This window comes from Microbacterium sp. NPDC064978 (assembly GCF_044543605.1).
Taxonomy (GTDB): Bacteria; Actinomycetota; Actinomycetes; order Actinomycetales; family Microbacteriaceae; genus Microbacterium; species Microbacterium meiriae.
In genome coordinates this window covers 1,017,507-1,039,715 of sequence record NZ_JBITWF010000001.1, presented here as the reverse complement: position 1 = coordinate 1,039,715, position 22,209 = coordinate 1,017,507, and the positions used below count along the sequence as shown (strand labels likewise).

20 protein-coding genes and 1 pseudogene are annotated in these 22,209 nt (G+C 71.7%); 7 read left to right on the top strand and 14 right to left on the bottom strand.

Annotated elements, in window-relative coordinates; all coding sequences use genetic code 11:
* Positions 1–49: 49 nt before the first annotated feature.
* From ACIGJI_RS05265 to ACIGJI_RS05250, 4 genes are all read right to left on the bottom strand, one after another.
* Positions 50–1,216 (bottom strand): ABC transporter substrate-binding protein, encoded by a 1,167-nt coding sequence (locus ACIGJI_RS05265; protein WP_187663528.1) that lies wholly within the window; start codon positions 1,214–1,216, stop codon positions 50–52.
* A 33-nt stretch (positions 1,217–1,249) separates the two neighbouring features.
* Positions 1,250–1,672: a nuclear transport factor 2 family protein gene (locus ACIGJI_RS05260; protein WP_187663529.1), complete on the bottom strand. Its 423-nt coding sequence runs from the start codon at positions 1,670–1,672 to the stop codon at positions 1,250–1,252.
* 148 nt (positions 1,673–1,820) lie between these two features.
* Positions 1,821–2,609, bottom strand: coding sequence for a MoaF C-terminal domain-containing protein (locus ACIGJI_RS05255; RefSeq protein WP_363445693.1), 789 nt, complete (start codon positions 2,607–2,609; stop codon positions 1,821–1,823).
* A gap of 604 nt (positions 2,610–3,213) precedes the next feature.
* Positions 3,214–4,170 carry a helix-turn-helix domain-containing protein gene (locus ACIGJI_RS05250; protein ID WP_187663531.1) on the bottom strand — a complete coding sequence of 319 codons (957 nt, stop codon included), beginning with the start codon at positions 4,168–4,170 and terminating at the stop codon, positions 3,214–3,216.
* Positions 4,171–4,275: 105 nt separating this feature from the next.
* On the opposite strand from ACIGJI_RS05250, the gene ACIGJI_RS05245 reads away from it, so the two are divergent.
* Positions 4,276–5,418 carry a DUF998 domain-containing protein gene (locus ACIGJI_RS05245; protein WP_363445695.1) on the top strand — a complete coding sequence of 381 codons (1,143 nt, stop codon included), beginning with the start codon at positions 4,276–4,278 and terminating at the stop codon, positions 5,416–5,418.
* A gap of 23 nt (positions 5,419–5,441) precedes the next feature.
* Here the strand turns inward: ACIGJI_RS05245 and ACIGJI_RS05240 are convergent, their stop codons facing one another.
* Positions 5,442–6,299, bottom strand: coding sequence for a MurR/RpiR family transcriptional regulator (locus ACIGJI_RS05240; RefSeq protein ID WP_363445697.1), 858 nt, complete (start codon positions 6,297–6,299; stop codon positions 5,442–5,444).
* A gap of 102 nt (positions 6,300–6,401) precedes the next feature.
* Between ACIGJI_RS05240 and ACIGJI_RS05235 the strand changes: the two genes are divergently transcribed.
* From ACIGJI_RS05235 to ACIGJI_RS05225, 3 genes are all read left to right on the top strand, one after another.
* Entirely contained in the window at positions 6,402–7,292 is an 891-nt protein-coding gene (locus tag ACIGJI_RS05235; RefSeq protein ID WP_363445699.1) for a BadF/BadG/BcrA/BcrD ATPase family protein, read from the top strand.
* On the top strand, positions 7,282–8,214 hold the full coding sequence (murQ, locus tag ACIGJI_RS05230; protein WP_363445701.1) for an N-acetylmuramic acid 6-phosphate etherase: 933 nt from the start codon (positions 7,282–7,284) through the stop codon (positions 8,212–8,214). The genes ACIGJI_RS05235 and murQ overlap by 11 nt, the downstream gene beginning before the upstream one ends.
* Before the next feature lie 96 nt (positions 8,215–8,310).
* Positions 8,311–8,973 carry an SDR family oxidoreductase gene (locus ACIGJI_RS05225; protein WP_363445703.1) on the top strand — a complete coding sequence of 221 codons (663 nt, stop codon included), beginning with the start codon at positions 8,311–8,313 and terminating at the stop codon, positions 8,971–8,973.
* Between the two features lie 28 nt (positions 8,974–9,001).
* Here ACIGJI_RS05225 and ACIGJI_RS05220 read toward each other — a convergent pair whose 3' ends face one another.
* Both ACIGJI_RS05220 and ACIGJI_RS05215 read right to left on the bottom strand, forming a co-directional pair.
* Positions 9,002–10,990: a primary-amine oxidase gene (locus tag ACIGJI_RS05220; RefSeq protein ID WP_363445705.1), complete on the bottom strand. Its 1,989-nt coding sequence runs from the start codon at positions 10,988–10,990 to the stop codon at positions 9,002–9,004.
* 103 nt (positions 10,991–11,093) lie between these two features.
* Complete coding sequence (locus ACIGJI_RS05215) at positions 11,094–11,678, bottom strand: TetR/AcrR family transcriptional regulator (protein WP_363445707.1); 585 nt, start codon at positions 11,676–11,678, stop codon at positions 11,094–11,096.
* Positions 11,679–11,743: 65 nt separating this feature from the next.
* On the opposite strand from ACIGJI_RS05215, the gene ACIGJI_RS05210 reads away from it, so the two are divergent.
* Complete coding sequence (locus ACIGJI_RS05210) at positions 11,744–12,277, top strand: hypothetical protein (RefSeq protein WP_363445709.1); 534 nt, start codon at positions 11,744–11,746, stop codon at positions 12,275–12,277.
* A gap of 18 nt (positions 12,278–12,295) precedes the next feature.
* Here ACIGJI_RS05210 and ACIGJI_RS05205 read toward each other — a convergent pair whose 3' ends face one another.
* From ACIGJI_RS05205 to ACIGJI_RS05175, 7 genes and pseudogenes are all read right to left on the bottom strand, one after another.
* On the bottom strand, positions 12,296–13,507 hold the full coding sequence (locus tag ACIGJI_RS05205) for a multidrug effflux MFS transporter (RefSeq protein ID WP_363445711.1): 1,212 nt from the start codon (positions 13,505–13,507) through the stop codon (positions 12,296–12,298).
* Positions 13,504–14,487 (bottom strand): alpha/beta hydrolase, encoded by a 984-nt coding sequence (locus tag ACIGJI_RS05200; RefSeq protein ID WP_366244466.1) that lies wholly within the window; start codon positions 14,485–14,487, stop codon positions 13,504–13,506. Before ACIGJI_RS05200 ends, ACIGJI_RS05205 begins: the two co-directional genes overlap by 4 nt.
* Positions 14,484–15,455, bottom strand: coding sequence for an alpha/beta hydrolase (locus tag ACIGJI_RS05195; protein WP_363445715.1), 972 nt, complete (start codon positions 15,453–15,455; stop codon positions 14,484–14,486). Before ACIGJI_RS05195 ends, ACIGJI_RS05200 begins: the two co-directional genes overlap by 4 nt.
* A gap of 23 nt (positions 15,456–15,478) precedes the next feature.
* Positions 15,479–16,438: an aldo/keto reductase gene (locus ACIGJI_RS05190; RefSeq protein WP_363445717.1), complete on the bottom strand. Its 960-nt coding sequence runs from the start codon at positions 16,436–16,438 to the stop codon at positions 15,479–15,481.
* 8 nt (positions 16,439–16,446) lie between these two features.
* On the bottom strand, positions 16,447–17,547 hold the full coding sequence (locus ACIGJI_RS05185; protein ID WP_363445971.1) for a zinc-binding dehydrogenase: 1,101 nt from the start codon (positions 17,545–17,547) through the stop codon (positions 16,447–16,449).
* Between the two features lie 95 nt (positions 17,548–17,642).
* Positions 17,643–17,822 (bottom strand): SDR family oxidoreductase, encoded by a 180-nt coding sequence (locus ACIGJI_RS05180; protein ID WP_363445973.1) that lies wholly within the window; start codon positions 17,820–17,822, stop codon positions 17,643–17,645.
* 49 nt (positions 17,823–17,871) lie between these two features.
* Positions 17,872–18,378: pseudogene (locus tag ACIGJI_RS05175) on the bottom strand (SDR family oxidoreductase); the annotation flags it as partial.
* A 99-nt stretch (positions 18,379–18,477) separates the two neighbouring features.
* Between ACIGJI_RS05175 and ACIGJI_RS05170 the strand changes: the two are divergent.
* Together ACIGJI_RS05170 and ACIGJI_RS05165 are read left to right on the top strand one after the other, a co-directional pair.
* Positions 18,478–19,440 (top strand): aldo/keto reductase, encoded by a 963-nt coding sequence (locus tag ACIGJI_RS05170; protein ID WP_363445719.1) that lies wholly within the window; start codon positions 18,478–18,480, stop codon positions 19,438–19,440.
* Positions 19,441–20,630: 1,190 nt separating this feature from the next.
* Positions 20,631–22,160 (top strand): ABC transporter substrate-binding protein, encoded by a 1,530-nt coding sequence (locus ACIGJI_RS05165; protein ID WP_363445721.1) that lies wholly within the window; start codon positions 20,631–20,633, stop codon positions 22,158–22,160.
* Positions 22,161–22,209 lie beyond the last annotated feature (49 nt).

The following is a 22,209-nucleotide window of genomic DNA, read 5'->3' as shown; positions in this document are numbered from 1 at the left end:
GAAGCGCGGGGACCCGGCGTGGGTCGCTGAGCCTGTCGAAGCGCGGGGACTATTCGCCGATCCGGAGCCAGTCGTCGGCGACCTTCTCCCAGGCGTTCGTGCCCGACTTCAGGATGATCGGCCAGCCCGCGGTGTTCTGCGTGCCGAAGGCGTAGGGCGTGCCCACCATCGGGTTCTCGATCGGGTCCATGCCCTTCAGCGCCTCGGAGACGCTCTCCCGGGTGATGTCGCCGTCGATGCTCTTCAGCACCTCGATGAAGTACGTCGCCGCGAGGTAGCCACCCTGGCTGAACGAGGTGAGGGGGATGTCGTTCTCCTCCATCAGCGTCCGCCAGTCCGCGTTGATGTCGCTGTCGTCCGTGAACGGGTAGAACTCGGCGGGGACGTAGATGCCGGCGCCCGCGTCGTCGATCGCGTCGGCGAAGTTCTCGCTGTAGACGCTCGTGAGGTAGAGCCAGGTCACGTCGTCCCAGCCCTGCGCGTTCGCCGCCTTGACCTGTCCGATCGCGTCGGGCTCGACCGGGTTGATCGCGAGGGCCTTGCAGCCCTGGTCCCGCGCCTTGACGATGTAGGGCGTGTAGTCGGAGGCGCCGTACGGCACGGTGTCGTCAACGTACTTCGGCTCCTTGCCCGTGATCTCGGTCCATTTGTCGATCGCGGCCTGGTAGGTCGGGCGGGTGGAGCCGGCGATCTCCAGCAGGATGCAGATGTCGTCGAGTCCGAGCACCTCGGAGCCGTACTGCAGCGTGAGGGTCATGTCGTTGAACGGGCCGACGTTCGCCGGCGAGATGTTCTCGCTGTCGAAGCAGCCCGTGTCGACGCCGATGCCGGGCACCGACAGGATGCCCTCCTGCTCGTAGTACTTCGCGTTGATCTCGCACTCGATGAGGCTCGCGGAGCCCACGAGCGCGACGGCTTCGTCGCTGCCCACGATCTCCCGCGCCGAGGCGGTGGCCGTGGCGGGATCGCCCTTGTCGTCGAGCATCTTGTACTCGATCGTGCGGCCGTCGAGGCCGCCGTCCTCGTTGAACGCGTCGAAGACGGCGGCAGCCGCCTGCGAGGCCTCCGGGAACGTCGCCGGGCCGCTGATCGTGTTCACGGAGCCGACGACGATGGGGGCACCGTCGCCCCCGGCTCCGTCGCCGCCGGCGCAGCCGGCGAGAGCGAGGGCGGCCACGGCGATGATCGCCGCGGCGCCGGATGCTCGTCTGTTCATGTGCTTCCTGCCTCTCCTGTTCGGGTCGTGCTGTCAGCTCGAAGGCTGGGTCTCGGTGCTCGTCGACGGCGCGCGCAGGGCGCGGTTCACGAGCTCCGTGTCGGTGAACTGCTCGAAGGCGACGATCTCGCCGCCCGCCACACGCCAGACGTGGGCCACCCGGGCGGCGAAGAACCGCCCGGTGCGCTTGTAGGTGCCGGAGTAGGTGCCGATGCCGACCACGACGTCGCCGCCGTCGACGACCTCGTCTATCGCGACGGTGTAGTCGTCCCACTCCTCCTGGATGCGGCCGAAGACGTTCTCGGCGACCGCGTCCGGGCCGATGTACGTTCCGGCGTAGGGGAATCCGGCGGCCTCGGTCCACTCGATGTCGGCCGCGAAGGGCGCGAGCATGCCGTCCAGGTCGCCGCGGTCGTTGGCGGCGTAGTGGTCGCGGATCAGGTCTGCGTTGCTCATGTGCTCTCTTTCCGTGGTGGGTCGCTGCGCCCGTCTGGGTCCCTGAGCCTGTCGAAGGGCCCTGAGCCCGTCTGGATCCCTGAGCCTGTCGAAGGGCCCTGAGCCCGTCTGGGTCCCTGAGCCTGTCGAAGGGTCGAAGGGTCGAAGGTCAGGCGGGCTGTGCGTCGGGGTAGGCGACGGCGCCCAGCGGGTAGATGTGTCCGCCGGCGCGGGAGTGCTCGGACTCGCCGTCGCCGTTGAGTCCGAGGAAGATCCCCGTCGTCATGAGCTGGTAGCCGAGGTCGTGGAGCCAGACGCTCGCCACCGCGATCCGGAACTCGCGGAAGCAGAAGAGGTAGAGGCCGTCCGCGAACTTCCACACCGTGGAGAGGTCCATGTCGCCGTGACCGCGCTGGACGCCCTCGAGGCACTGCCACGCGTAGCGCTGGCTGGAGACGTAGACGTGCTCGTACAGGTGGTGGGGGCTGTAGCGGTAGATGTTCCGCTTGCCGATGAGGTCGCGGCTCGGACCGGGGACCTCGCCGGTCGCGGGTCCGGCGTCGGTGGTCGCGGCCCAGAAGTCCTGCCCCACCTGCGGGGTGCCCTCGACGGCCTCGGCGGCGATGCGGGAGCGGATGACGGTGGCGCGGTGGGTCTTGGTGGAGAAGACGACGGTGAGGGCTTCGCGCTCGCGGGTCTCGAAGGGGATGTTCACGAAGACGACGTCGTCGCGCACGCGGACGGCGTCGTACGGGTCGCTACCGGAGGAGCCCAGGCCCTCCCAGGCCACGGAGTCCTCGTCGAAGCGGAGCGCGAGCGTGGTGTCGTCGTCGAGGGTGAGCGTGAGCGCGGTTCCGGCGAGCATCGTGTTCGGCAGGCGGAACGTGTCGATGCCCGCGGCGAACTCGTCGTACGTGCGCCATTCGTCCAGAGCGGGGTCGGCGGAGATGTCGGTCATGAGGGTCCTGACGTCGCACACGGCGGGGCCTCGTCGCCCCGGGCACCGCGTCGTCGCGATGCGCTTGCCTCATGCTCCGGCCGCACCGGGGGACCCCTCAAGCGCGCGGAGTCCATCTCGCACCGAGAGTCAACCGGCGTGCCCTCCCGGGCAAGTCCCGTCCCCGCGGGGCCCCGTACCGGTTCCGTCGCTGGATCCGCCCCTGGCCCCCGTGCGGGATCAAAACCGCCCCTGCCGGACGCGAGTGGGGTGCGTTCCTGATCCCGCACGGGCGTCCCGCCTGCGGCCGCCCCGGCGCGGGACGGAAAACGCCCCTGCCGGACGCGTGTGGGGTGCGTTCCTGATCCCGCACGCGGGCGCGGTGCCCTCTGGGGCGCGGGAGTCGTGTCCTCTGGCGCGCGGGAGTCGTGTCTCCCGCGCACGGCGTGCCGCTCGTCGGTGCGGGGTCGAAAGTGCCCCTGCCCGACGGGAGTGGGGTGCGTTCTTGATCCCGCACGCGGGGCGGGGGTGGAGGCGCGGGATCAGGAACGTGCGCGGGGCGAGCGTTGGCGGGGCGGTTTCGATCCCGCGGGGGCGGGGCGGGGCGGGCGCGGGAACAACAGGGTCAGTGGGTGGCGCGGTACTCGCTGGGGGAGACGCCGAAGGCGGTCTTGAACGCGCGGCTGAAATGCGCCGCGTCGACGAAGCCCCAGCGGGCGGCGATGGCGGCGACGGGGCGGTCGGCGAGCATCGGGTCGAGGAGGTCGCGGCGGCACTGCTCGAGGCGGCGGGTGCGGATCCACGTCGACACGGTCACCCCCTGCTCCTGGAACAGTCCGTGCAGGTGGCGGGTGGAGATGAAGTGCGCGGCGGCGATGGAGGCCGGTCCGAGGTCCGTGGAGGCGAGGTTGCGGTCGATGTGCGAGCGGATCCGCTGCATGAGGGCACGGTGCGGGTCGGCGGAGACCTGGTCGAGGCCGAGCTCCCGTGTGAAGACGGTGGTCACGAGGTCGAGGGCGCTGTGCGCGAGCCGGGCTCCCGTCGTGCCGGCGAGTTCGTCGAGGTTGCCGGCGAGCTGCGTCAGGTACGGCACGACCATGCCGCCGAGCCCTTCCTGACCCGAGATGCGGACGGCCGTGAGCTGCCCGATCATGTCCGGCGGGAGGCTGATCAGGTGCTTCGGGAACATGACGACCATGGTGCGGAAGTCCTGGTCGAAGACGAGGGAGTACGGCCGATCAGTGTCGTAGACGGCGAGGTCGCCGGGCTGCAGCACGGCCTCGCGGTCGTCCTGGATGAGCAGCCCCGTCCCGGCGAGCATCAGGCTCACCTTGAAGTACGAGCGGTCCCCGCGGGCGATGAGCTCGGTGGTGCGCTCGACGACGTGCGAGGTCGCGCGGATGTCGTTGACGTGCACCTCGTCGACGGCGGCGCCGCGGATCACGCCGCGGAACTGGTCGGCGCCCGCGGTGGACACCTGCAGCGGGACGAACGACTCGGAGACGGCGGCGCGGAACTCGCTGATGTTGCGCGCGACGAGCGTGGACACCGATTCGGCGGGGGTGGTGAGGGCACCGTTCATGACTGATCACCTCGGGCTGGTGGGAACGACGACGTTGTATACGATCCGTTCCGTGATGCTACCACCGGCGACGATCCTGCGGGGGTGCCGTCTAGGATGTGGTCCGTGAACGGCGGGATGATGTCGACGGTGACGCAGCGGATCCGGCAGGTGCTCCGCCAGGTGCGCGGACCCGCCACCTCCGACGCGGTGTTCGAGGCGACGGCGCTGATCGTCGGTGCGGCGTTCCTCCTCGTCGGGTTCCTCGTGGCGTTGCCGGTGTTCTGGGGGCGGGAGCTCTCGATCAGCGGCACCGGCTCGATCGGTATGTTCGCGGCCTACGGCGGCGCGATCGCGGCGGCGCTCGCCTTCGCCCTGGGGCGGCTCGCTGTGCGGGTTCCGGAGCCCGACCCCACCCGCGCCAGGGACGGATTCGCGGTCCCCGGCGACCGCCTGCGCTGGTACGACCTCGCCGCCATCGCCTTCGCGCACGCCGCGATCGCCTACCTCGGCTGGTTGGGGATCGCGCAGCTGCTGGAGCAGAGCTTCGTGGACGCCCCCGTCTTCGCGTTCCCCGGAGCGATCCTGGTCGCCGTGGCGTTCGCGCTCACGGGCTACGTCGCCTTCCTCAGCGCCGTCGCTCTGACGCCGACCGTGCTGTCGCTGGTCCTGGCGGTGTTCCTCGTCGTCGGGGCGTTCGCGGCGATGCTGGCCTCCAGTGACGTGCACTGGTGGCGCGACAACCTGTCGGCGCTGGGCATGAGCAGCAACAGCGCCTCGGTGGCCTTCAACGTGACCCTCGTCATCGCGGGGATCATGGTGACGACCATCTCGCGCTATGCGACGGCGGGGCTGCCTGTCGACGACCCGGTCGACCGCCGTGGCCGGACCATCGTGCGCGGCGGGCTCATCCTGATGGGCATCTTCCTCGCGTGCGTCGGGATCTTCCCCGTCGACGAGTTCTTCGGTCTGCACAACACCGTCGCGACGGGCATGGTGGTGGTGTTCGCGGTGGTCGTCGTCGGTCTGCCGTGGTTCGTGCGCAGCATCCCGCGCGTCTTCGTCGGCCTCGGCTGGACGTACGTGCTGGTCATCGTGCTGCTCGGGGCGTTCTTCGCTGTCGGCTACTACAACCTCACGGCGGTCGAGCTCATCGCGGCCGTGCTGATCTTCAGCTGGATCATCGTGTTCCTGCGCACGGCGGGGACGATGGGCGGTCACGCGCCGCGGGCCGACGCCCTGACCGCTCCCGATGCCGCGGTCCGCTGACGCACCGGCGCTCGGCGGCGACGTCAGTCGCGGAGGAGGCGCGTCGCCTGACGCGTGCGCTGCAGGGCGTCGACGGTCTCGGCGTACCGCCGCTTGGCGACGCCGATGAACAGGCAGTCCACGAGGGCGAGCTGCGCGATCCGGCTCACCATCGCCCCGGCACGGAAGGTCGACTCGCGCACCTCGGTGAACAGGGCATGGTCGGCGACCTGGGCGAGAGGGGAGTCCTTCACGGAGGTGACGGCGACGGTCGTCGCGCCGTTGGCGACGGCGGCTTCGAGGAACCGCACCGTCTCGATCGTCGACCCCGCGTGCGAGAACCCGATGGCGACGGTGGTCCTGACGGGCAGGACCGCGGCGGCGATCGCCTCGTGGGGGTCGGCGAGGACGTGGGCGTTGCGGCCGACGCGGAGGAGCTTGTGCGCGAGGTCCTCCGCGACGAACTGACTGGCGCCGATGCCGTAGAGGAGGATCCGGTCGGCGCCGTCGATAGCGGCGACGGCTGCGGTCAGCACAGCGAAGTCGAGCTGGCCGACGGTCTCCTCGATGGCGAGGAGCTCCAGGGCCGCGAGCTTGGAGACCGCCTCCTCCAGAGAGTCCTCGTCGGAGATCTCCGAGCCGTAGGCGCCGCGGGCGGAGAACTGCGCGGCCTCCTTGCCGAGCTCGGTGGCCAGGGCCATCCGCAGCGGCGCGTATCCGGTGAAGCCGATCGCGCGGCAGAACCGCACGACGGAGGCGACCGAGGTGCGGCACTCCTCGGCGAGCTCGCTGATCGTCTTGTCGATCACGAGGGTCGGGTTCTCCCGCACAGCGGCCGCGACGCGCGCCAGCGACGGGGGCAGGGTCGCAGCGGTGGCTTCGATCGTGGACTGGATGCTCACGGTATCCTCCGGAACGGCGGAACGGGATGGTAAATTCTTTTCAGCGAGTCTACGTGTTGTGTAGTCGCTTTTCTTTCTTTCCGCCGGATCCGAGGAGTGCCGATGAGCGAGACGACCGCCACGGTCGACCTCGGCAAGTCCCGCTGCCGCCTCGTCGTGCACGGCGCGACGGCCGGGGAGCGCTCCGGGATCGGAGCGCCGGGCCTCGCCGCGGCGGGCGGAGTGGAGGCGGCGCTCACCGCGATTCTCCCGCTGCTCGACGGTGTCGAGCGCATCGACACGCTCGGCGTGGGGGCGGCCGGCGCCTGGTTCGCCCCGGAGGCGGCCGCGGAACTCGCCGCCGCGCTCGCCGCACGGACCGGAGCGCGCGTGGCCGTGGCGTCGGACGTGGTCACCGCCCATGCGGGCGCTCTCGACGGCGCGGCCGGCGTGCTGCTCATCGCCGGCACCGGAGCCGTGGCCCTGGGCGTCGACCCTTCCGGTGCGCGTCTGGTCGACGGCTGGGGCCCCGAGCTGGGCGACTTCGGCAGCGGATCCTGGCTCGGCCGCGAGGCGTTGCGCGCCGTGCTCCGTGCCCAGGACGGGCTGGCCGCGCCCACCGCTCTCACCGCGGCGCTCGCCGCCCCCGTCGGCCCGCCCTCGGCCGTGCAGGCCTGGCTCGCCGCCGACGGAGCTCTCGCCCGCCGCCTCGCGACCCTCGCGCCCCTCGTGCTCGCCGCCGCCGCAGACGACGATCCCGTCGCCCGCGGGATCGTCGACGAGGCCGTCCGGCTCCTCGCTGCGACGACCGCTGCGGCCGCCGGGCCGACCGCGGACGTCGCGTTGCACGGCGGCCTCACCGACCACGACGGATTCCGCGCCGCCCTCACACGCGCGCTCGACGGGAGCGGCCGTCGGGTCCTCCCCGCGCGAGGCGGCGCCATGGACGGGGCCCTGCTGCTGACCCGTCGCCTCGACCTCCCCCATGAAAGGTTCGTGCACCGTGCCGAATGACCCCCGTCTGACCACCCTTCTCGCCGAGCTCGCGGGCCTGGACACCGAGGCCTCGTCCACCGAGCGGGGCGATCTCGACCTGCTGAGCACCACTGAGCTCGTCGAGCGCATGAACGCCGAGGACCGTCGGGTGCCCGAGGCCGTGGCGGGTCGCACGGCGGAGATCGCGGCGGCGGTGGACGGCATCACGGAGCGCTTCCGACGCGGCGGTCGCCTCATCTACATCGGTGCGGGCACGGCAGGTCGCATCGGCGTGCTCGACGCGAGCGAGTGCCCGCCCACCTTCGGCACCGACCCGTCGATGGTGGTCGGACTCATCGCCGGCGGGGAGACGGCCATCCGCTCGGCGGTGGAGAACGCGGAGGACGATGATGAGGCCGCGGCCCTCGCCCTGCGCGACCTCGACCTCACCGAGCGGGACACGGTGGTGGGCATCTCGGCATCCGGCCGTACGCCCTACGTCGTCGGCGGGCTGCGGTACGCCCGGGGCCTCGGCGCTCTCACGGTGGCGATCGCCTCGAACGCGGGGTCGGCGATCGGCGCGGAGGCCGACATCGCGATCGAGGTCGTCACGGGGCCGGAGTTCATCTCGGGCTCCACGCGGCTGAAGTCCGGCACGGCGCAGAAGCTCGTCGTGAACATGCTGACGACGCTCTCGATGATCAAGCTCGGCAAGACGTACCGCGGGGTCATGGTCGACCTGCTGGCCACGAACGAGAAGCTGCACGCGCGCTCGATCCGCACGGTGTCGCAGCTCGCGGGTGTGGACGTCGACGCCGCGTCCGCCGCGCTGCAGGCCGCGGACGGTTCCGTCAAGCTCGCGCTGCTCCTGCTCGCGACGGGCGCCTCCGCCGAGGCCGCCGCTGAGGCGCTGGCCGCGGCCGACGGCATCCTCCGCGACGCGATCGCCGCCCTCGCCTGACCCGCTCTCCCCTCGGCAGGGATGAGAGACGCGCCTGACGGGAGCGATCGGCGCACCTTTTCGCACCCGCGACGGGCTGCCCGCTAGCGTGAGGGCATGCCCCTCGTTCTCGTCACCGGTGCTGCGCGCGCCAACAGCATCGCCGCCGGCATCGTCCCGCGGCTCCGTGCCGACGGCTGGACCGTCGTCACCAGCGACCTCGACGACGCCGATCACCCCGCCGACCTCTCCACCGTGGACGGACCGGAGCGCCTGATCGCCGAGGTCACGGAGGCGCACGGCCCGATCTCCGCGCTCGTCCTCAGCCACGCGCACGACGTCGAGTCCGGAATCCTCGACACCTCGGCGGAGAGCTTCGACCGGCACGTCGCCGTGAACGCGCGGGCGAGCCTGCTCCTCATCGCGGCCTTCGCCCGGCAGGCCGAGGAGGGCGGCGCGATCGTGGCGCTCACGAGCGATCACGTGACCGGGAACCTGCCCTACGGGGCGTCCAAGGGGGCGCTGGACCGGCTCGTCATCTCGGCCGCACGGGAGCTCGGTCCGCGCGGCATCTCCGCCAACGTCCTGAACCCCGGCCCCATCGACACCGGATGGATGGACGAGGAGACCCGCGTCGGCCTCGCCGGGATGACACCGCTCGGGCGCCTCGGCACCCCGGGCGACATCGCCGCCGTCGTCTCGTTCCTCGTCTCGGACGAGGGGCGCTGGATCTCTGGTCAGCTCCTCCACGCCGACGGGGCCTTCTCCGCCCGCTACTGATCGCGCGGCGGAGCGGCCCCGGGAGCGCTCAGTGGCCGCAGGCGCAGGAGTCGCCGCCGCAGCAGGAGGCCGTCGCCGTCGCGCCGCCGTGCGCCTGCGAGGACTCCGGCACGTCCATGGCGGGGTTCTGGTCGAGGAAGCCGTAGGGCTTGAACCAGAATCCCGCGTAGTCCACGGGCATGATCGGCCAGTCCTCCGGGCGGGGGAAGTGCGTGAGGCCGAAGGTGTGCCACAGCACCATGTCCTCGCCGTCGATCCGGCGGTCGTCGGCCGTGTACTCCGGGAGGCCGGCGCCGCCCTGGTGCGCGTTGGGGTAGCGCCCGGCCGGCCAGATCTGCCCGTGCTCGTACCGGGTCGCCCAGAGGTGCTTCGTGGCGAAGGCCGCGCGCGCGGCGACGGAGGAGGCGGGGTCGGCCATCAGCAGGGCGGTCGGCTCCGGGACGAGGTGGTAGGCGGTCGGGCGGCCGACGTGGTTGGTCCGCGAGGCGCTCTGCACCTCCCACACCCGGGCGGCGGAGGAGTCGGCCTCACGCTGGGCGGCGTGCTCGGTCTCGAGCACCGTCTCCGACCAGGTGAACGCGTTGCCGAACGGGTTGTCCGGCCCCATCGGCACCCGCTGCGCGTCGACCTCCACGAGGCGGTTGTCCTGGCCGTCGATAGCCACGTCGAGCCGCGCGCAGAACAGATGCTGGTGGACCGGGGCGAAGACGCCGGGGGCGAGCTCGGTGGCGTGCTTCTGACGGACGCCCGGCTCCCCGGCGCCGGCGAACACGATGCCCGTGGCCTTGGCGACGACCTCGATGGAGCCGTCCAGTCCGAAGTTCCAGTAGAAGCCGTAGTCGTAGTTGCCGATCGTGGAGAAGTACGAGACCACGAAGCGCCGTGAGCGCCGCACGTCGGACCGTCCCGAGAGGTCGGTGTGCTTCCAGAGGATGCCGAAGTCCTCCTCGTGCATGCAGATCACATTCGGGATGCGCACCGGGTGACCGTGGTCGTCGGCGACGTAGCCGTCGAGATACCGGATCACGCCGAGGCAGTCGCAGCCGAGCTCCAGGTGGTTGGCGTTCTTGCCGAGGAGGTACTCGCCCGCGTCGAAGTAGCTGATCCAGAAGCGCCCGGGGGCGGTGTCGCCGTACGGCACCACCATCTCGGGCACGCTCGCCCGGTGCAGCACGGAGCGCCCCTGGAACGACACGTCGTGCAGGACGAGGCCTTCGCGGGCGTTGAAGCCCACACGCATGGACCAGCCTTCCCACTCGACGAGCGATCCGGACACGGCGAAGCTCGGCCCGTCCGGCTGGGTGATCTCGATGGGCCGCAGCGTCGTCCGTGCCGCGCCCTGCACCTCCGGGTAGTAGTTGCCGTGCCCGGCGGGCACCGGCACGTCGCCCTCGTCCTCGACGCGGATCACGCTGTCCGTGGTGAGGTCGATGTGCACGATCAGCCCCTCGACGGGGTGGGCCCACGGGGAATCCTGCTCGTCGTATCGGAGGAAGGTGAGGGACCGGATCACGCGGCGGCCCACCTCGTCGGCCCGGCCGGTGTAGCCCGGGGCCAGGGGGGAGCAGAAGGCGAGGGCCATGTGGTCCGCCAGGCCCCGCCGCCGCATGGCCGCCTGCCAGTCCGGGGACGCCTTGGCGATGGCCTCGGCCCGCTCGTACTCCTCGAACAGGTACTGCGGCTGGCCGTACGGTGGGGCGTCGTTCGGCACTCGCTCCTGCCGCACGACCTCGCCACGGGTGATCGAGACGATCACCTCGGTCGCGACGCCGGTGGCGGTGTCGAGCAACGTCACGTCGACACGGCGGTCGATGGCGGAGCCGGGGCGCCAGGCCGCGAGTTCTTCCTTCGTCGCTTCGTCGGGGAGCAGCATCGGCACGCGGGTGGTCGCCGTCAGCAGGCCGGCCGCGCCGAGCACGGCGCGGGCGGCGGCGATCTCGGCACCGGTGAGCGGGTCGAGCGGGTGCGGGACGGCGATCGGCTCGAGGGAGCCGGGCTGGGGGGAGTGCGGGGACATCGTTGACCTCACTATTTTCGAGCAAGTGCTCAAGAAACGGGTTGGCACGATGATACGACGGCGTGCACGGGCGCACAACCGTGGCGTGTGGGCGATGTCGAGGTCAGCGTCGCCAGGGGGCGAGGATGCTGTCGAGGACCGCGAAGTGCGCCGCCGGCGTCTGCGGCTCCGTGACCTCGACGACCTGCTGGCCGTAGGTGATCGAGCGCAGGAGGGCGAGGAGGTCACCGGTGGGGGTGTCGGGGCGCAGCTCGCCGTCGCTCACCGCCTCCTCCAGCGCCTCGCGGATGCTGCCCTGCCACGTCGCGAGGGTCGGTGCTCCGGCGTCAGGAGTCGGGGCGAGGGTGGCCAGGCGCCCCCAGAAGCCGACGACCACGTGCGCCTCGGTGCGAGTGCGCTCGTCGACGGGGAGCACCTCGCCCATCAGGGCCCGCAGTCGGGTGAGGCCGCGGAGTCCGTCCGTCGCGGCGGCGATGCGCTCGTCGGTGCGACGGGTGACCTCGGCCGCCGCGGCGCGGACGACGTCGTCGAAGCCGTCGAAGTAGTGCCACAGCGAACCGGTCGCGACGCCGAGCTCCTTGGCGACCGCCCGTGAGGACACGCTCTCATGGCCGTCTCTGGCAGCGACGACGAGCAGCGCGTCGGCGATCTGACGGCGACGCTCATCATGGTCGACGATGCGGGGCACGTGCTCATTGTGTCGCATGAAGTGCGGCCTCGCTTTTTTGAGCGAACGATCAATATACTTCGGCTGTGGACCTCCTGCTCCCGGCAACATCGTTGCTGATGGCGGCGGCGGCGCTCGTGTCGGCCGGCGCCTGCCTCGCTGCGCGGCGCGCCGTGCCGTGGCAGGGGCGCCAGGCCGCGGTGGTGATGGCGGCGGGGATGCTGCTGATGGCGACGGGCGGGACCGGGCCGCTGGGTGCCCTGCTGATCGGTGCCCTGCTGCTCGTGTCCGGCATGATCGGCACGATGGGCGTCCGCGGGGCGACGTCCGCGGCCCCCTGCTGTCACCGCGCTCTCGGATCGCTCGTGATGGCGATCTGCGCCTTCCACGGCGCGGCGGGATCGGTCGGTCAAGGCGTGGTGGCGTCCGCGGGGCACGGGGGTCATGGACTCGGCGGCGCGCTCGGCGCGCTCGTCCTCCTCGGCACTCTCAGCGTCGTCGCCTGGACGATCGCCGCAGGGTGGCGGACGACGGCGCATCGGGGCCGCGCCGCCCGGCTGCTCGCGGTGGAATCCTGGGCGATGGCGATCGGGGTCGTCGCGATGAGCATCGCGGCCTGACCGTCCGGTGCGAGGCTCTCACTCCCGCGCCGCGGGGCGGACGAAGGCCCAGGCCGCGATCGCCGCGACGGCGGCGGCCAGGGTCATGGTGACCGCCATCGTGACGGCGTTCGTGCCCCCGATCCCGGCGGCGACCGGGGCGAGCACCGGGCCGAACAGGAACGACGACATGCCGAGCAGCGCGGACGCCGTCCCCGCCCTGGCGCCGTGATGCGCGAGGGCGAGTGTCTGGCCGTTCGGGCCGCCGAGGCCCGCGCACAGCATGAACCCGACGAGTGCTGCCGCCACGCCCGCCACCCCCGTCCCGCTGAGTGCCAGGACGAGGAAGGTCGTGGTCGCGACGAGCGTCGCCGTGACCCCGCCGAGGTAGACGCGGAGGGGGCCGAAGCGGCGCACGACCAGGCGGCTCGACTGGCTGCCGACGATGCTCGCGAGGGCGCCGGCGGCGAAGGCGAGACTGAAGCTCTGCGGGCTGAGGCCGAACTCGTCCTGCAGCACGAACGACGACATCGAGAGATAGGTGAAGAACGCCACGCCCGCACCGGCGGAGGCGCACAGGACCGCGGCGAAGAGCCGGTCGCCCAGCACGGCGCCGGCATGCGCCCGCAGCACGCGGAGGCCTCCGCCGTGGCGCGCCTCCGGTCGCAGCGTCTCCGGCAGGAGGAAGACGACCACGAGCAGCAGGATGACGCCGATCCCGGACAGCACCCCGAAGATCCCGCGCCAGTCCATGATGCGGGCGAGCTGACCGCCCACCACCGGGGCGATGATCGGTGCGGTGCCGGAGACGAGGAACAGCAGCGAGAGCATGCGGGAGAGCTCGATGCCCTCGAACTGGTCGCGGGCGATCGCCAAGCAGATCACGATGCCTGCCGATCCCGCCAGCCCCTGAAGGAAGCGGGCGACGAGCAGCAGCTCGATGGTCGGAGCGACCGCGCACACCGCGGAGAGCACCGCGAACGCCGCGACGCCGACCAGTAGCGGCAGCCGCCTGCCCAGCCGGTCGCTGAGGGGACCGGCCACGAGCTGCCCCAGGCCGAGGCCGATCATGCACGCCGACATGGTCACCTGCGCCAGGGCCTCGGTCGTGCCGAGCGACGCCGCGAGCTGGGGGAGCTGAGGGAGGTAGAGGTCCATCGACAGCGGACCGAAGGCTTCCAGCATGCCGAGCACCAGCATCGCCCGCAGCGTGCCCATCCGCGCGGGCTCACCGCGCGCCGGGAGACTCATCCGCCCAGGCGCAGCACGCGGCGCAGCCAGCTCTCCCGTGCGGCCACCGCGGCCTGCGAGACCTCGGCCTCGGGGGAGAACCCGGAGAAGCCGTGGTAGCCGCCCGCCCAGACGTGCAGTTCGGCCTGGCCGCCCGTGGCCCAGATCCGCGACGCGTAGTCGACGGCCTCATCGCGGAAGGTCTCCGCGGCACCCACCTCGATGAACGCCGGAGCGAGTCCCGACAGATCCGTGGCCCGGGCCGGTGCCGTGTACGGCGACACGCGGTCGGTGAACCGGTCGGCTCCGGCGATCGCGTCCCACGCGGTGTCGTTGTTGTTCCGGTCCCAGGCGCCGAAGCCGTCGTACTGCCGGCTCGACGGGGTCTCGTTGCGGTCGTCGAGCATCGGGCAGCCGAGGAGCTGCCCGGCCAGCCGTGGTCCGCCGCGGTCGCGGGAGAGTAGCGCGACCGCCGCCGAGAGTCCGCCGCCGGCGCTCTGCCCGGACGCGATGACGCGGGAGGTGTCGATGCCGAGCTCGTCGGCGTGGGCGACCATCCACTCCAGTGCCGCGTAGCAGTCCTCCGCCTGCGCCGGTCCGGGGTGCTCCGGGGCGAGACGGTACTCGACCGCGACGCCGACGACACCGTGCTGCTCGGCGAGGTCGATGAGCTCGGCGGTGCCGAAGAAACGCGTGCCGAGCACCATGCCGCCGCCGTGGATCGACAGCACCGCCGGTGCCGGGTCTGCGGGCGCCTGCGCCGGGCGCACGATGGTGATCTCGAGGTCCGGAGCCCCGACGGGGCCGGGGATGACCCGGTCCTCCCAGGTCACGGCGCCACCCTCCGCCTGCACGGCCATCGGCGGGATGATCGTGGCGAAGTGATCGCGGTTGGCGTGGATGGTGTCCGCGCGCAGCGGGATGACCTCGACGAGGTCGACGAAGGCGTCGAGTCCGGCGACGAGCTCCGGGTCGTAGGGCACCGGCTCCGGCGTGCTCATGCGGCGGTCCGCCAGATCCGTCGCAGCCAGGAGGCGCGCGCGGCGAGGGCGGCGCGGGTGATCTCGGCCTCCGGCATGTACATGTCGAAGCCGTGGGCGCCGCCGCCCCACACGTGCAGCTCGGCCTGACCGCCCGTCTCCCAGATCCGGAGGGCGTACTCGGTGTCCTCGTCGCGGAACATCTCCGCCTCTCCGACCTCGATGTAGGCGGGCGGGAGGCCGGAGACGTCCGTCGCGCGGCTCGGAGCGGCGTAGGCGGGGGCTTCGGTGCTGAAGGCGAGCTCCTCGCCGAGGACGCACGACCAGGCGAGGAGGTTCATATCGCGCTGCCAGGTGCCGATGCCGTCGTACTGCCGACTGGCGACCGTGGTGTTGGTGTTGTCGATCATGGGACACAGCAGCAGCTGCCCGGCCATGACGGGGCCCCGCCGATCACGCGCCAGCAGGGCGACGGCCGCGGTGAGGCCCCCGCCCGCGCTGCCGCCGCCCACGACGATGCGCGCGGGGTCGATGCCGAGCTCCGTGGCGTGGGTGTGCGTCCACACGAAGGCCGCGTAGCAGTCCTCCACGCCCGCGGGGTACGGGTCCTCCGGAGCGAGGCGGTACTCGACGTTCACGGCCACGACGCCGTGCTCCGCGACGATGTCGACGACTCGAGCCGTCTCCCAGGAGCGGTGGCCGACGATCATGCCGCCGCCGTGGATGTTCACGAAGCCGGGGAGCGTCGAGGTCTCCGAGCCGGCGGGGCGGAAGGTCGTGACCTCGATGTCCGGTGCTCCGGGCGGGCCGGGGATGACGCGGTCCTCCCAGGTGATGTCCCGGCCGGCGATCACGGCGTCGTTGTCCGGGAACATCCGGTCGACGCCGTCGCGCGGCAGGGTCTCGCGGGTGAGGGCGGGCTGCGGGTTCTTCGCGATTTCGTCGAGCACGGCCTGCACGTCGGGATCGAAGGGGACGGGGATGGTCATGGTTCTCCTCGGGTGGGACGGCGTCAGGGGCCTTCGGGGTCGACGACCCCGCGGTCGGCCCAGAAGGGCTCGGCGAGACGGCGCAGCTCGGCGGCGCCGACGCGGTCGACGAGGGCGGCCGCGTCGAGGTTCGCCCGCAGCTGCGCGACGCGGGAGGCGCCGAACAGCGTCGTCGTCAGGGCGGGGTGGGTGAGGGTGAACGCGATGCCGAGCTGGGCGGGGGTCACGTCGAGGTCGTCGGCGACCGCCGTGAACGCGGGGACGTCGGCGATGATCCGTTCGCGGATGCCGCCGGGGTCGCGCCCGATCTGCCGGTCGCCGTTCACCTTCCCGGCGAGGATCCCGCCCTCCAGGCAGTCCGAGGCCTGCAGCGTGAGGCCCTGCTCCCAGAGGCGCGCGAAGGGCTCGCCGTCCGGGATCGACCGCCGCGAGACGCTGTACTTGAGCTGCGCGATCTGCGGACCGGGCACGCCTTCCGCGGCGGCGAGGTCGATCAGGGCCTGGATGCTCGCCGCCGACCAGTTGTTCACGCCCCACGCGCGGATGAGGCCGGCGTCGGCGAGCGCGGCGAGGTCGAGCACGAGATCGCGCAGCTCGAGGTCGTCGCGGCGGAGGTCGCCGAGGATCACGAGGTCGGCGTGCTCGACTCCCACCCGCATCAGCGCGTTCTCGAGCTGTGGACGGAAGCCGTCGGCGCCGAAGGCCTCGAGCCAGAGCTTCGACGACAGCAGCCACTCCTCTCGGCGCAGCCCGGCCGCGCGCACCATCGCCGAGAAGATCACGTCGGTGAAGACGGGCGGGGCGCCAGGCGCGGAGTACACGCCCACGTCGAAGAGGTTCACGCCGCGGTCGGTGGCCTCGCGGAGGAGCGCCACCGCGTCGGCGAAGTCCATGCGGTCGTAGGTGTGCCAGGAGCCGAGGGAGAACAGGGAGGCGTGCAGGCCGCTGCGGCCGATCTCGCGGAGGGGGAGGGGAGTGGTCATGGTGCTCCTCAGAGGCTCGGGTCGATGACGGCCTTGACCTCATCGAGGTGGTGCATGTGGGCGATCTTCGCGGAGGCGTCGGCGAGCCCGACCGGGGCGCTGAACAGGTCGTCCCAGGGGAAGCGGTCGGCGAACGCCGTGAAGAAGTCGATCGCGCGGGCGTAGTCGGAGATGTCGCCGTTGAGCGAGCCGACCACCGTGAGCTCCTTGCCCATGATCGTGCTGAGGGCGAAGCCGTCTCCGGCGGGGCCGGTCGAGCCGACGATCGCGACGGTGCCGCGCTGGGCGGCCATGCCGACGGCGTCCGGTCCGACGCTCGGGGCACCCGCGAAGTCGAACACGTGGTCCGCTCCCTGGCCTCCGGTGAGCGCCAGGACCTGGTCGACGACGGGCCCGTCGCGGAAGTCCACGACGGCGTCGGCGCCGAAGCGGGCGGCGAGCTCCAGACGAGCCGCGGGGGCGCCGACGGTGATGACCTGCCCGGCACCCGCGATCCTCGCGACTGCGGTGGCGAAGATGCCGAGGGCGCCGGAGCCCTGCACCACCACGCGGGAGCCGGGGCGGATCCGGCCGGCCCGCTCGAACGCGCGGAGGACGGTCTTCGCGGCGCAGCCCGCCATGGAGGCCCAGGTGTCTTTGACGGTCGCCGGGAGCAGGAGCGTGGCGGCACCCGGGGTCACGTACGCGTACTCGGAGAGCCCGGCCGTCGCGAACGGCGGAACGTCGGCGCGCTGGAGGAAGCCGTAGCCGCGGCGGGAGCACGCGACCGGCTCGCGCAGCACGACGCAGCCGTGGCACTCGCCGCAGGTGGACTCCGACCAGCCGATCCGGTCGCCGGGGGAGAGTGCGCGGCCGAGCGCGTCGCGGGTGTCGGGCCCGGTGGCCACGATCTCGCCGACCATCTCGTGACCGAGGACCATGGGCAGCATGCCGGGGAACGACATCTTCCCCTCCCAGATCTCGATGTCCGTGCCGCACAGCGTCGTGCAGGCGATGCGGACGAGGGCGGCGCCGGGTTCGATCTCGGCGGGCAGCGGGAGGTCCTGCAGCGTGAGCGGCTCGCCGTGCGCGGTGAGCACCGCGGCGCGGGTGGTGGTGGGGAGGGTCATGGGTTCTCCAGTCGCGGGGCGGGTGGCGGGATCGAAGACGGTCCTCCGCGGTGCCAGGAGGGGCGGAATCGATCCCGCACGGAGGGGGACGGGGGTCAGACCAGGAGCTGGCCGCCGTCGACGGGGACCGAGACCCCGGTGATGTGGCTGGCGGCCTCGCTCGCGAGGAAGAGCACGAGCGGGGTGACCTGGTCGACCTCGGCGATGGTGCCGAGCGGGATGCGCGATTCCCAGGCGGCGCGGGCATCGGGGTTCGAGGCGAAGTCGGCGGTCAGGGGGCGTGAGCACGGGACCGGGGGCGACGGCGTTGACGCGCACCCCGGAGCCGGCGAGCTCGATGGCGGCCGTCCGGGTGAGCGCGTCGACCGCGGCCTTCGTGGCCTCGTAGTGTCCGAGGCCCGGGGTGGGCTGCCGGGCGCCGATGGAGGAGATGTTGACGATGGCCCCGTGGCCGGCGGCCGCGAGCAGCCCGCCGAAGACCCGCAGCATGAGGAACGTGCCGCGGACGTTGACGCGCAGGGCCGCGTCGACCGCGTCGACCGCGACCTCCTGGAGCGTGCCGCCGCCGGCGACGACGCCGGCGTTGTTGACGAGGACGTCGAGCCCGCCGGCGTCCGCGAGCTGCGCGGCGGCGGTGGTGACCGCGCCCTCATCGGCGATGTCGAGGGGGAGGGCGGTGGCGCCGATCTCGGCGGCGACGGCCCGGGCGGCCTCGAGGTTCACATCGCCGAGGAACACCTCGTCCCCGGCGGCGCGGAAGGCGCTGGCGATGCCGCGGCCGAGCCCGGAGGCTCCTCCGGTGACGAGGATGCGGCGCGGGGAAGCGGTCATGGTCGTCCTCACTGACGGTGTTCCGATGGGATTCCTCCGTTATATTCTACAAACATAGAAAAACACAACCCTGTGCCCCGAGACGGCGAAGGAGCCCTCATGCCCGATGTGACATACCCCCGCAAGCCGCTGTCTCCTCGGGGTGCGACGGTGCCGCCGCTCGCCCTCGGATCGTGGAACACCTGGGACCGCATGGGCTTCGACGATGCGGTGCAGCTCATCCAGCGGGCGGTCGACCTCGATGCCGGATTCTTCGACATCGCGTACTACAACATGGGGCCGCACGCCGAGAACTCCCGGACCGACATCCTCTTCGGAGAGGCCTTCCGGGCGAGCGGGGTGGACCGTGTCGACGTCGTGCTCTGCGGCAAGCTCTGGCTGTGGGACTGGCCGCACCAGGGCTTCCGCGGGCAGATCGAGGAGTCGCTCGAGCGGGCCGGCCTCGACCGCTTCGACACCCTCGTGGTGGGGGACTGCCTCAACGCCCCGGACATGCCGCGACTCGTCGCCGACGTGAACGCCCTCATCGCCGACGACCTGGTCGACTCGTGGGGGATCAACAACTGGCGGATCGCGGACACCGGGGCGGCGCTCGCCGAGGCAACCGCTCAGGGGGCGGTCGGCCCCGCGTTCGCGCAGCTCAAGTACGGCATCGCGCGCCGGGCCATGGCGGAGGGCGACGCCTATGGACCCCTGTTCGCCGACGGAACCCTCGCGCTGCAGGCCTCCGACGTGTTCGAGGGCGGAATCCTCGCCACGGGACGGATGCCCCAGCGCAAGATCGGTGCCGATGTCGGGGGTATCCGTGAGCGGATCCTCGCCGTGTACCCCCAGGTCGCGCGGGTCGCGGGGGAGTTCGGGGTGACGCCGGCTGCCCTCGGCATCGCCTTCTGTCTGGCGAACCCCGCGACGGCCAACGTACTCTTCGGTGCCTCTCGCGTCGCGCAGCTCGAGGACAACCACGCCGCCCTCGCCCTCGTCCGAGACCACGGCGCCGAGGTCCGCGCCGCCCTCGCCGACTGCCGCGTCGACCACGCCGTCCGCCCCGACGGTACCTGGTGACCCCCGTGCCTCCCACCCGCACCTCCCCCCGGCGTCCGGGATCACTTCCGCACCTCCCGTGCGCGCCCCAGGCACGTTTCTGATCCCGCTTCGCTCGGCCCCCGCCTCCCACTCCGCGTGCGGGATCCGTTCTGCACCTCGCAGGCGCCCCGCAGGCACGTTCCTGATCCCGCACTCGCTCGCCCCCGCGTCCCACTCGGCCCGCGCGTCCCACTCCGCGTGCGGGATCAATTCCGCACCTCGCGCGCACCCCGCAAGCACGTTCCTGATCCCGCTTCGCTCTGCCCCGTCCCACTCCGCCCCGCGTCCCACTCCGCGTGCGGGATCAGTTCCGCACCTAGCGCGCGCCCCACGGGCACGTTTCTGATCCCGCACTCGCTTGGCCCGCGTCCCACTCCGCCCCCGCGTCCCACTCCGGGCGCGGGATCAGTTCCGCACCTCGCGCGCGCCCCACGGGCACGTTTCTGATCCCGCAGGACGTGACGTTCTGCGTGCCGATTCGAGAACGCGCCGAGTAGGGAGGGCGTGCGGCCGATTCTGATCCCGCTTCTGGTGGCGGCTGTGTGTCGGTCGTCGGGCGCGCCGCTCGTGCGCGACCGGACCGCTCTCCGGAGCCCCGGATCAGAAGTGCTCCTCGTGTTCGCAGCAGATCGTAAGCGCTCCTCGCCTCCGTGCTGGATCGGAAGTGCCCCGCGCACGCTCCGGATCAGAAGTGCTCCTGGGGCCCGGGTGGGAGGTGCGTTCTTGATCCCGGGAAGGGGTGCGGGGCCCTCGGGAGCGGCAGTGTGGCCCGTTCGCGCCGTCGTCCACCCCGGTGCGGGATGAAAAGGGTGCCGAAAAGGCGTCGCCGAGGGGTGTTTCTGATCCGGTCGGAGGGGTGGGTGCAGTGGCGGGATCAGAAGTGGGCCGCGCGGGGAGGGCAGGGGTGCGTTATTGATCCCGGTACCCGCACCTGTACCCGCGGGGTGCGGGCGGGTGGGGTACGGGACGGGGCGGGGTGTGCGCGGGGGAGCAAGGCGGGTGCGCGCTGAGGCATCGGTCCGCGCGGCCAGAGGAAGAAACGCGCTTGCGCTCTTTTTCCACGCATGTAGACTAACCAGCACGACACATCGAAGTGGCGTCGGTCCCGGTCTCCGGTCAGCGGCTCTTCGAACCTTCTTCATCACCCCCTGCACCCGAGAGAAGGAACCATGAAACGAATGCCCCTCGCGGTCGCCGCCGCCGTCGCCGCGACCCTCGCACTCGCCGGCTGCAGCGGCGGCGGAACGCCCTCGCCGTCCGAGGGCGGCGGCGCCGAAGGCCCCGACGCCCTCAACATCGGCAACTTCCTGGACGTCACCTCGTGGGACCCGTCCCTCGCCGACATCGGCTTCGACGGCCCCTACCTGTCCGCGGTGTACGACGCCCTGATCGCCCTCGACGCCGACGGCACCCCGATCCCGTCGCTCGCGACGAAGTGGACCGTGGCCGACGACGACCTCAGCATCGACCTCGACATCCGCACCGACGCCGTGTTCAGCGACGGCACCCCGGTCGACGCCGACGCCGTCGTCGCGAGCCTCGAGTACCTCAAGGCCGGCGCCCGGTCCGGTGAGGCCTACGTCAACGCGAAGGGCTTCGAGAAGGTCGATGACGACACCGTCCGCATCGCCCTCACGCAGCGTGACGACACGATCCTCTACCTGATGGGCCTCGGCCGCAGCTACGTCATGCCCCCGGCGTCCATCGAGGCGGGCACGCTCGGCAGCCACCCGATCGGCTCCGGCCCGTACGTCCTCGACAGCGACACCAGCGTCGCGGGCGCCGAGTACCACTTCACCAAGACCGAGGACCACTGGGACGCGAAGACGTACCCGTTCGCCGAACTCGCGATCTACCCGATCACCGACGCGACCGCCCGGCACAACGCGATGCTCAGCGGACAGATCAACGTGCAGTACGGCGACGTGGCCAACCTCGACCAGGCCGAGCAGCAGGGCTGGAACACCGCCCAGCGCGTCTCCGGGTGGGCGGGCCTCGTCATCACCGACCACACCGGCGCGAAGAGCGAGCCCCTCGGCACGCTCGAGGTCCGCCAGGCGCTGAACTACGCGTTCGACGGCGCGGCCGTCCTCGCGGCGGTCGGCAGCGGTGCGGGTGTGGCCACCAACCAGGTCTTCCCGGACGGGGGCGACGTCAACGACCCCGAGCTCAACGATGCGTACGCGTTCAACATGGACAAGGCGAAGGAGCTCCTGGCCGACGCCGGCTACCCGGACGGCTTCGACATCTCGATGCCGATGTCCCCGATCTTCGAGATGTGGAAGCCGTCGGCCGAACAGGCCCTCAACGAGCTCGGCATCACCGTCACCTGGGACAACATGCAGATGCCGGACTACCAGCTCAACGCACCGAACTACCCGATGTTCATCTCCTTCCTCGCGATGGACGGCAACGACGTGGCCACCGTCTCCCGGCAGCTGACGAGCGTGCAGTGGTTCAACCCGGAGCCCGACTACGCGAAGAACGAGGTCATCGCCCCGCTCGTCGAGAAGGTGCAGACGGAGCGCGGCGACGCGCAGACCGCCGCCATCAAGGAGCTCAACGAGGCCCTCGTCGACCAGGCCTGGTGGTCGGTCTGGTACCAGGCGAACAACATCTACTACACGGCGCCCGGCATCCAGCTGCAGCCCGTCGTGGGGATGATGTTCCCGACGCTGCGGTACATCACGCAGAGCTGAACGCCCGTCGGGGCGGTCGCCACGCGGCCGCCCCGGCACCCCTTCCCCT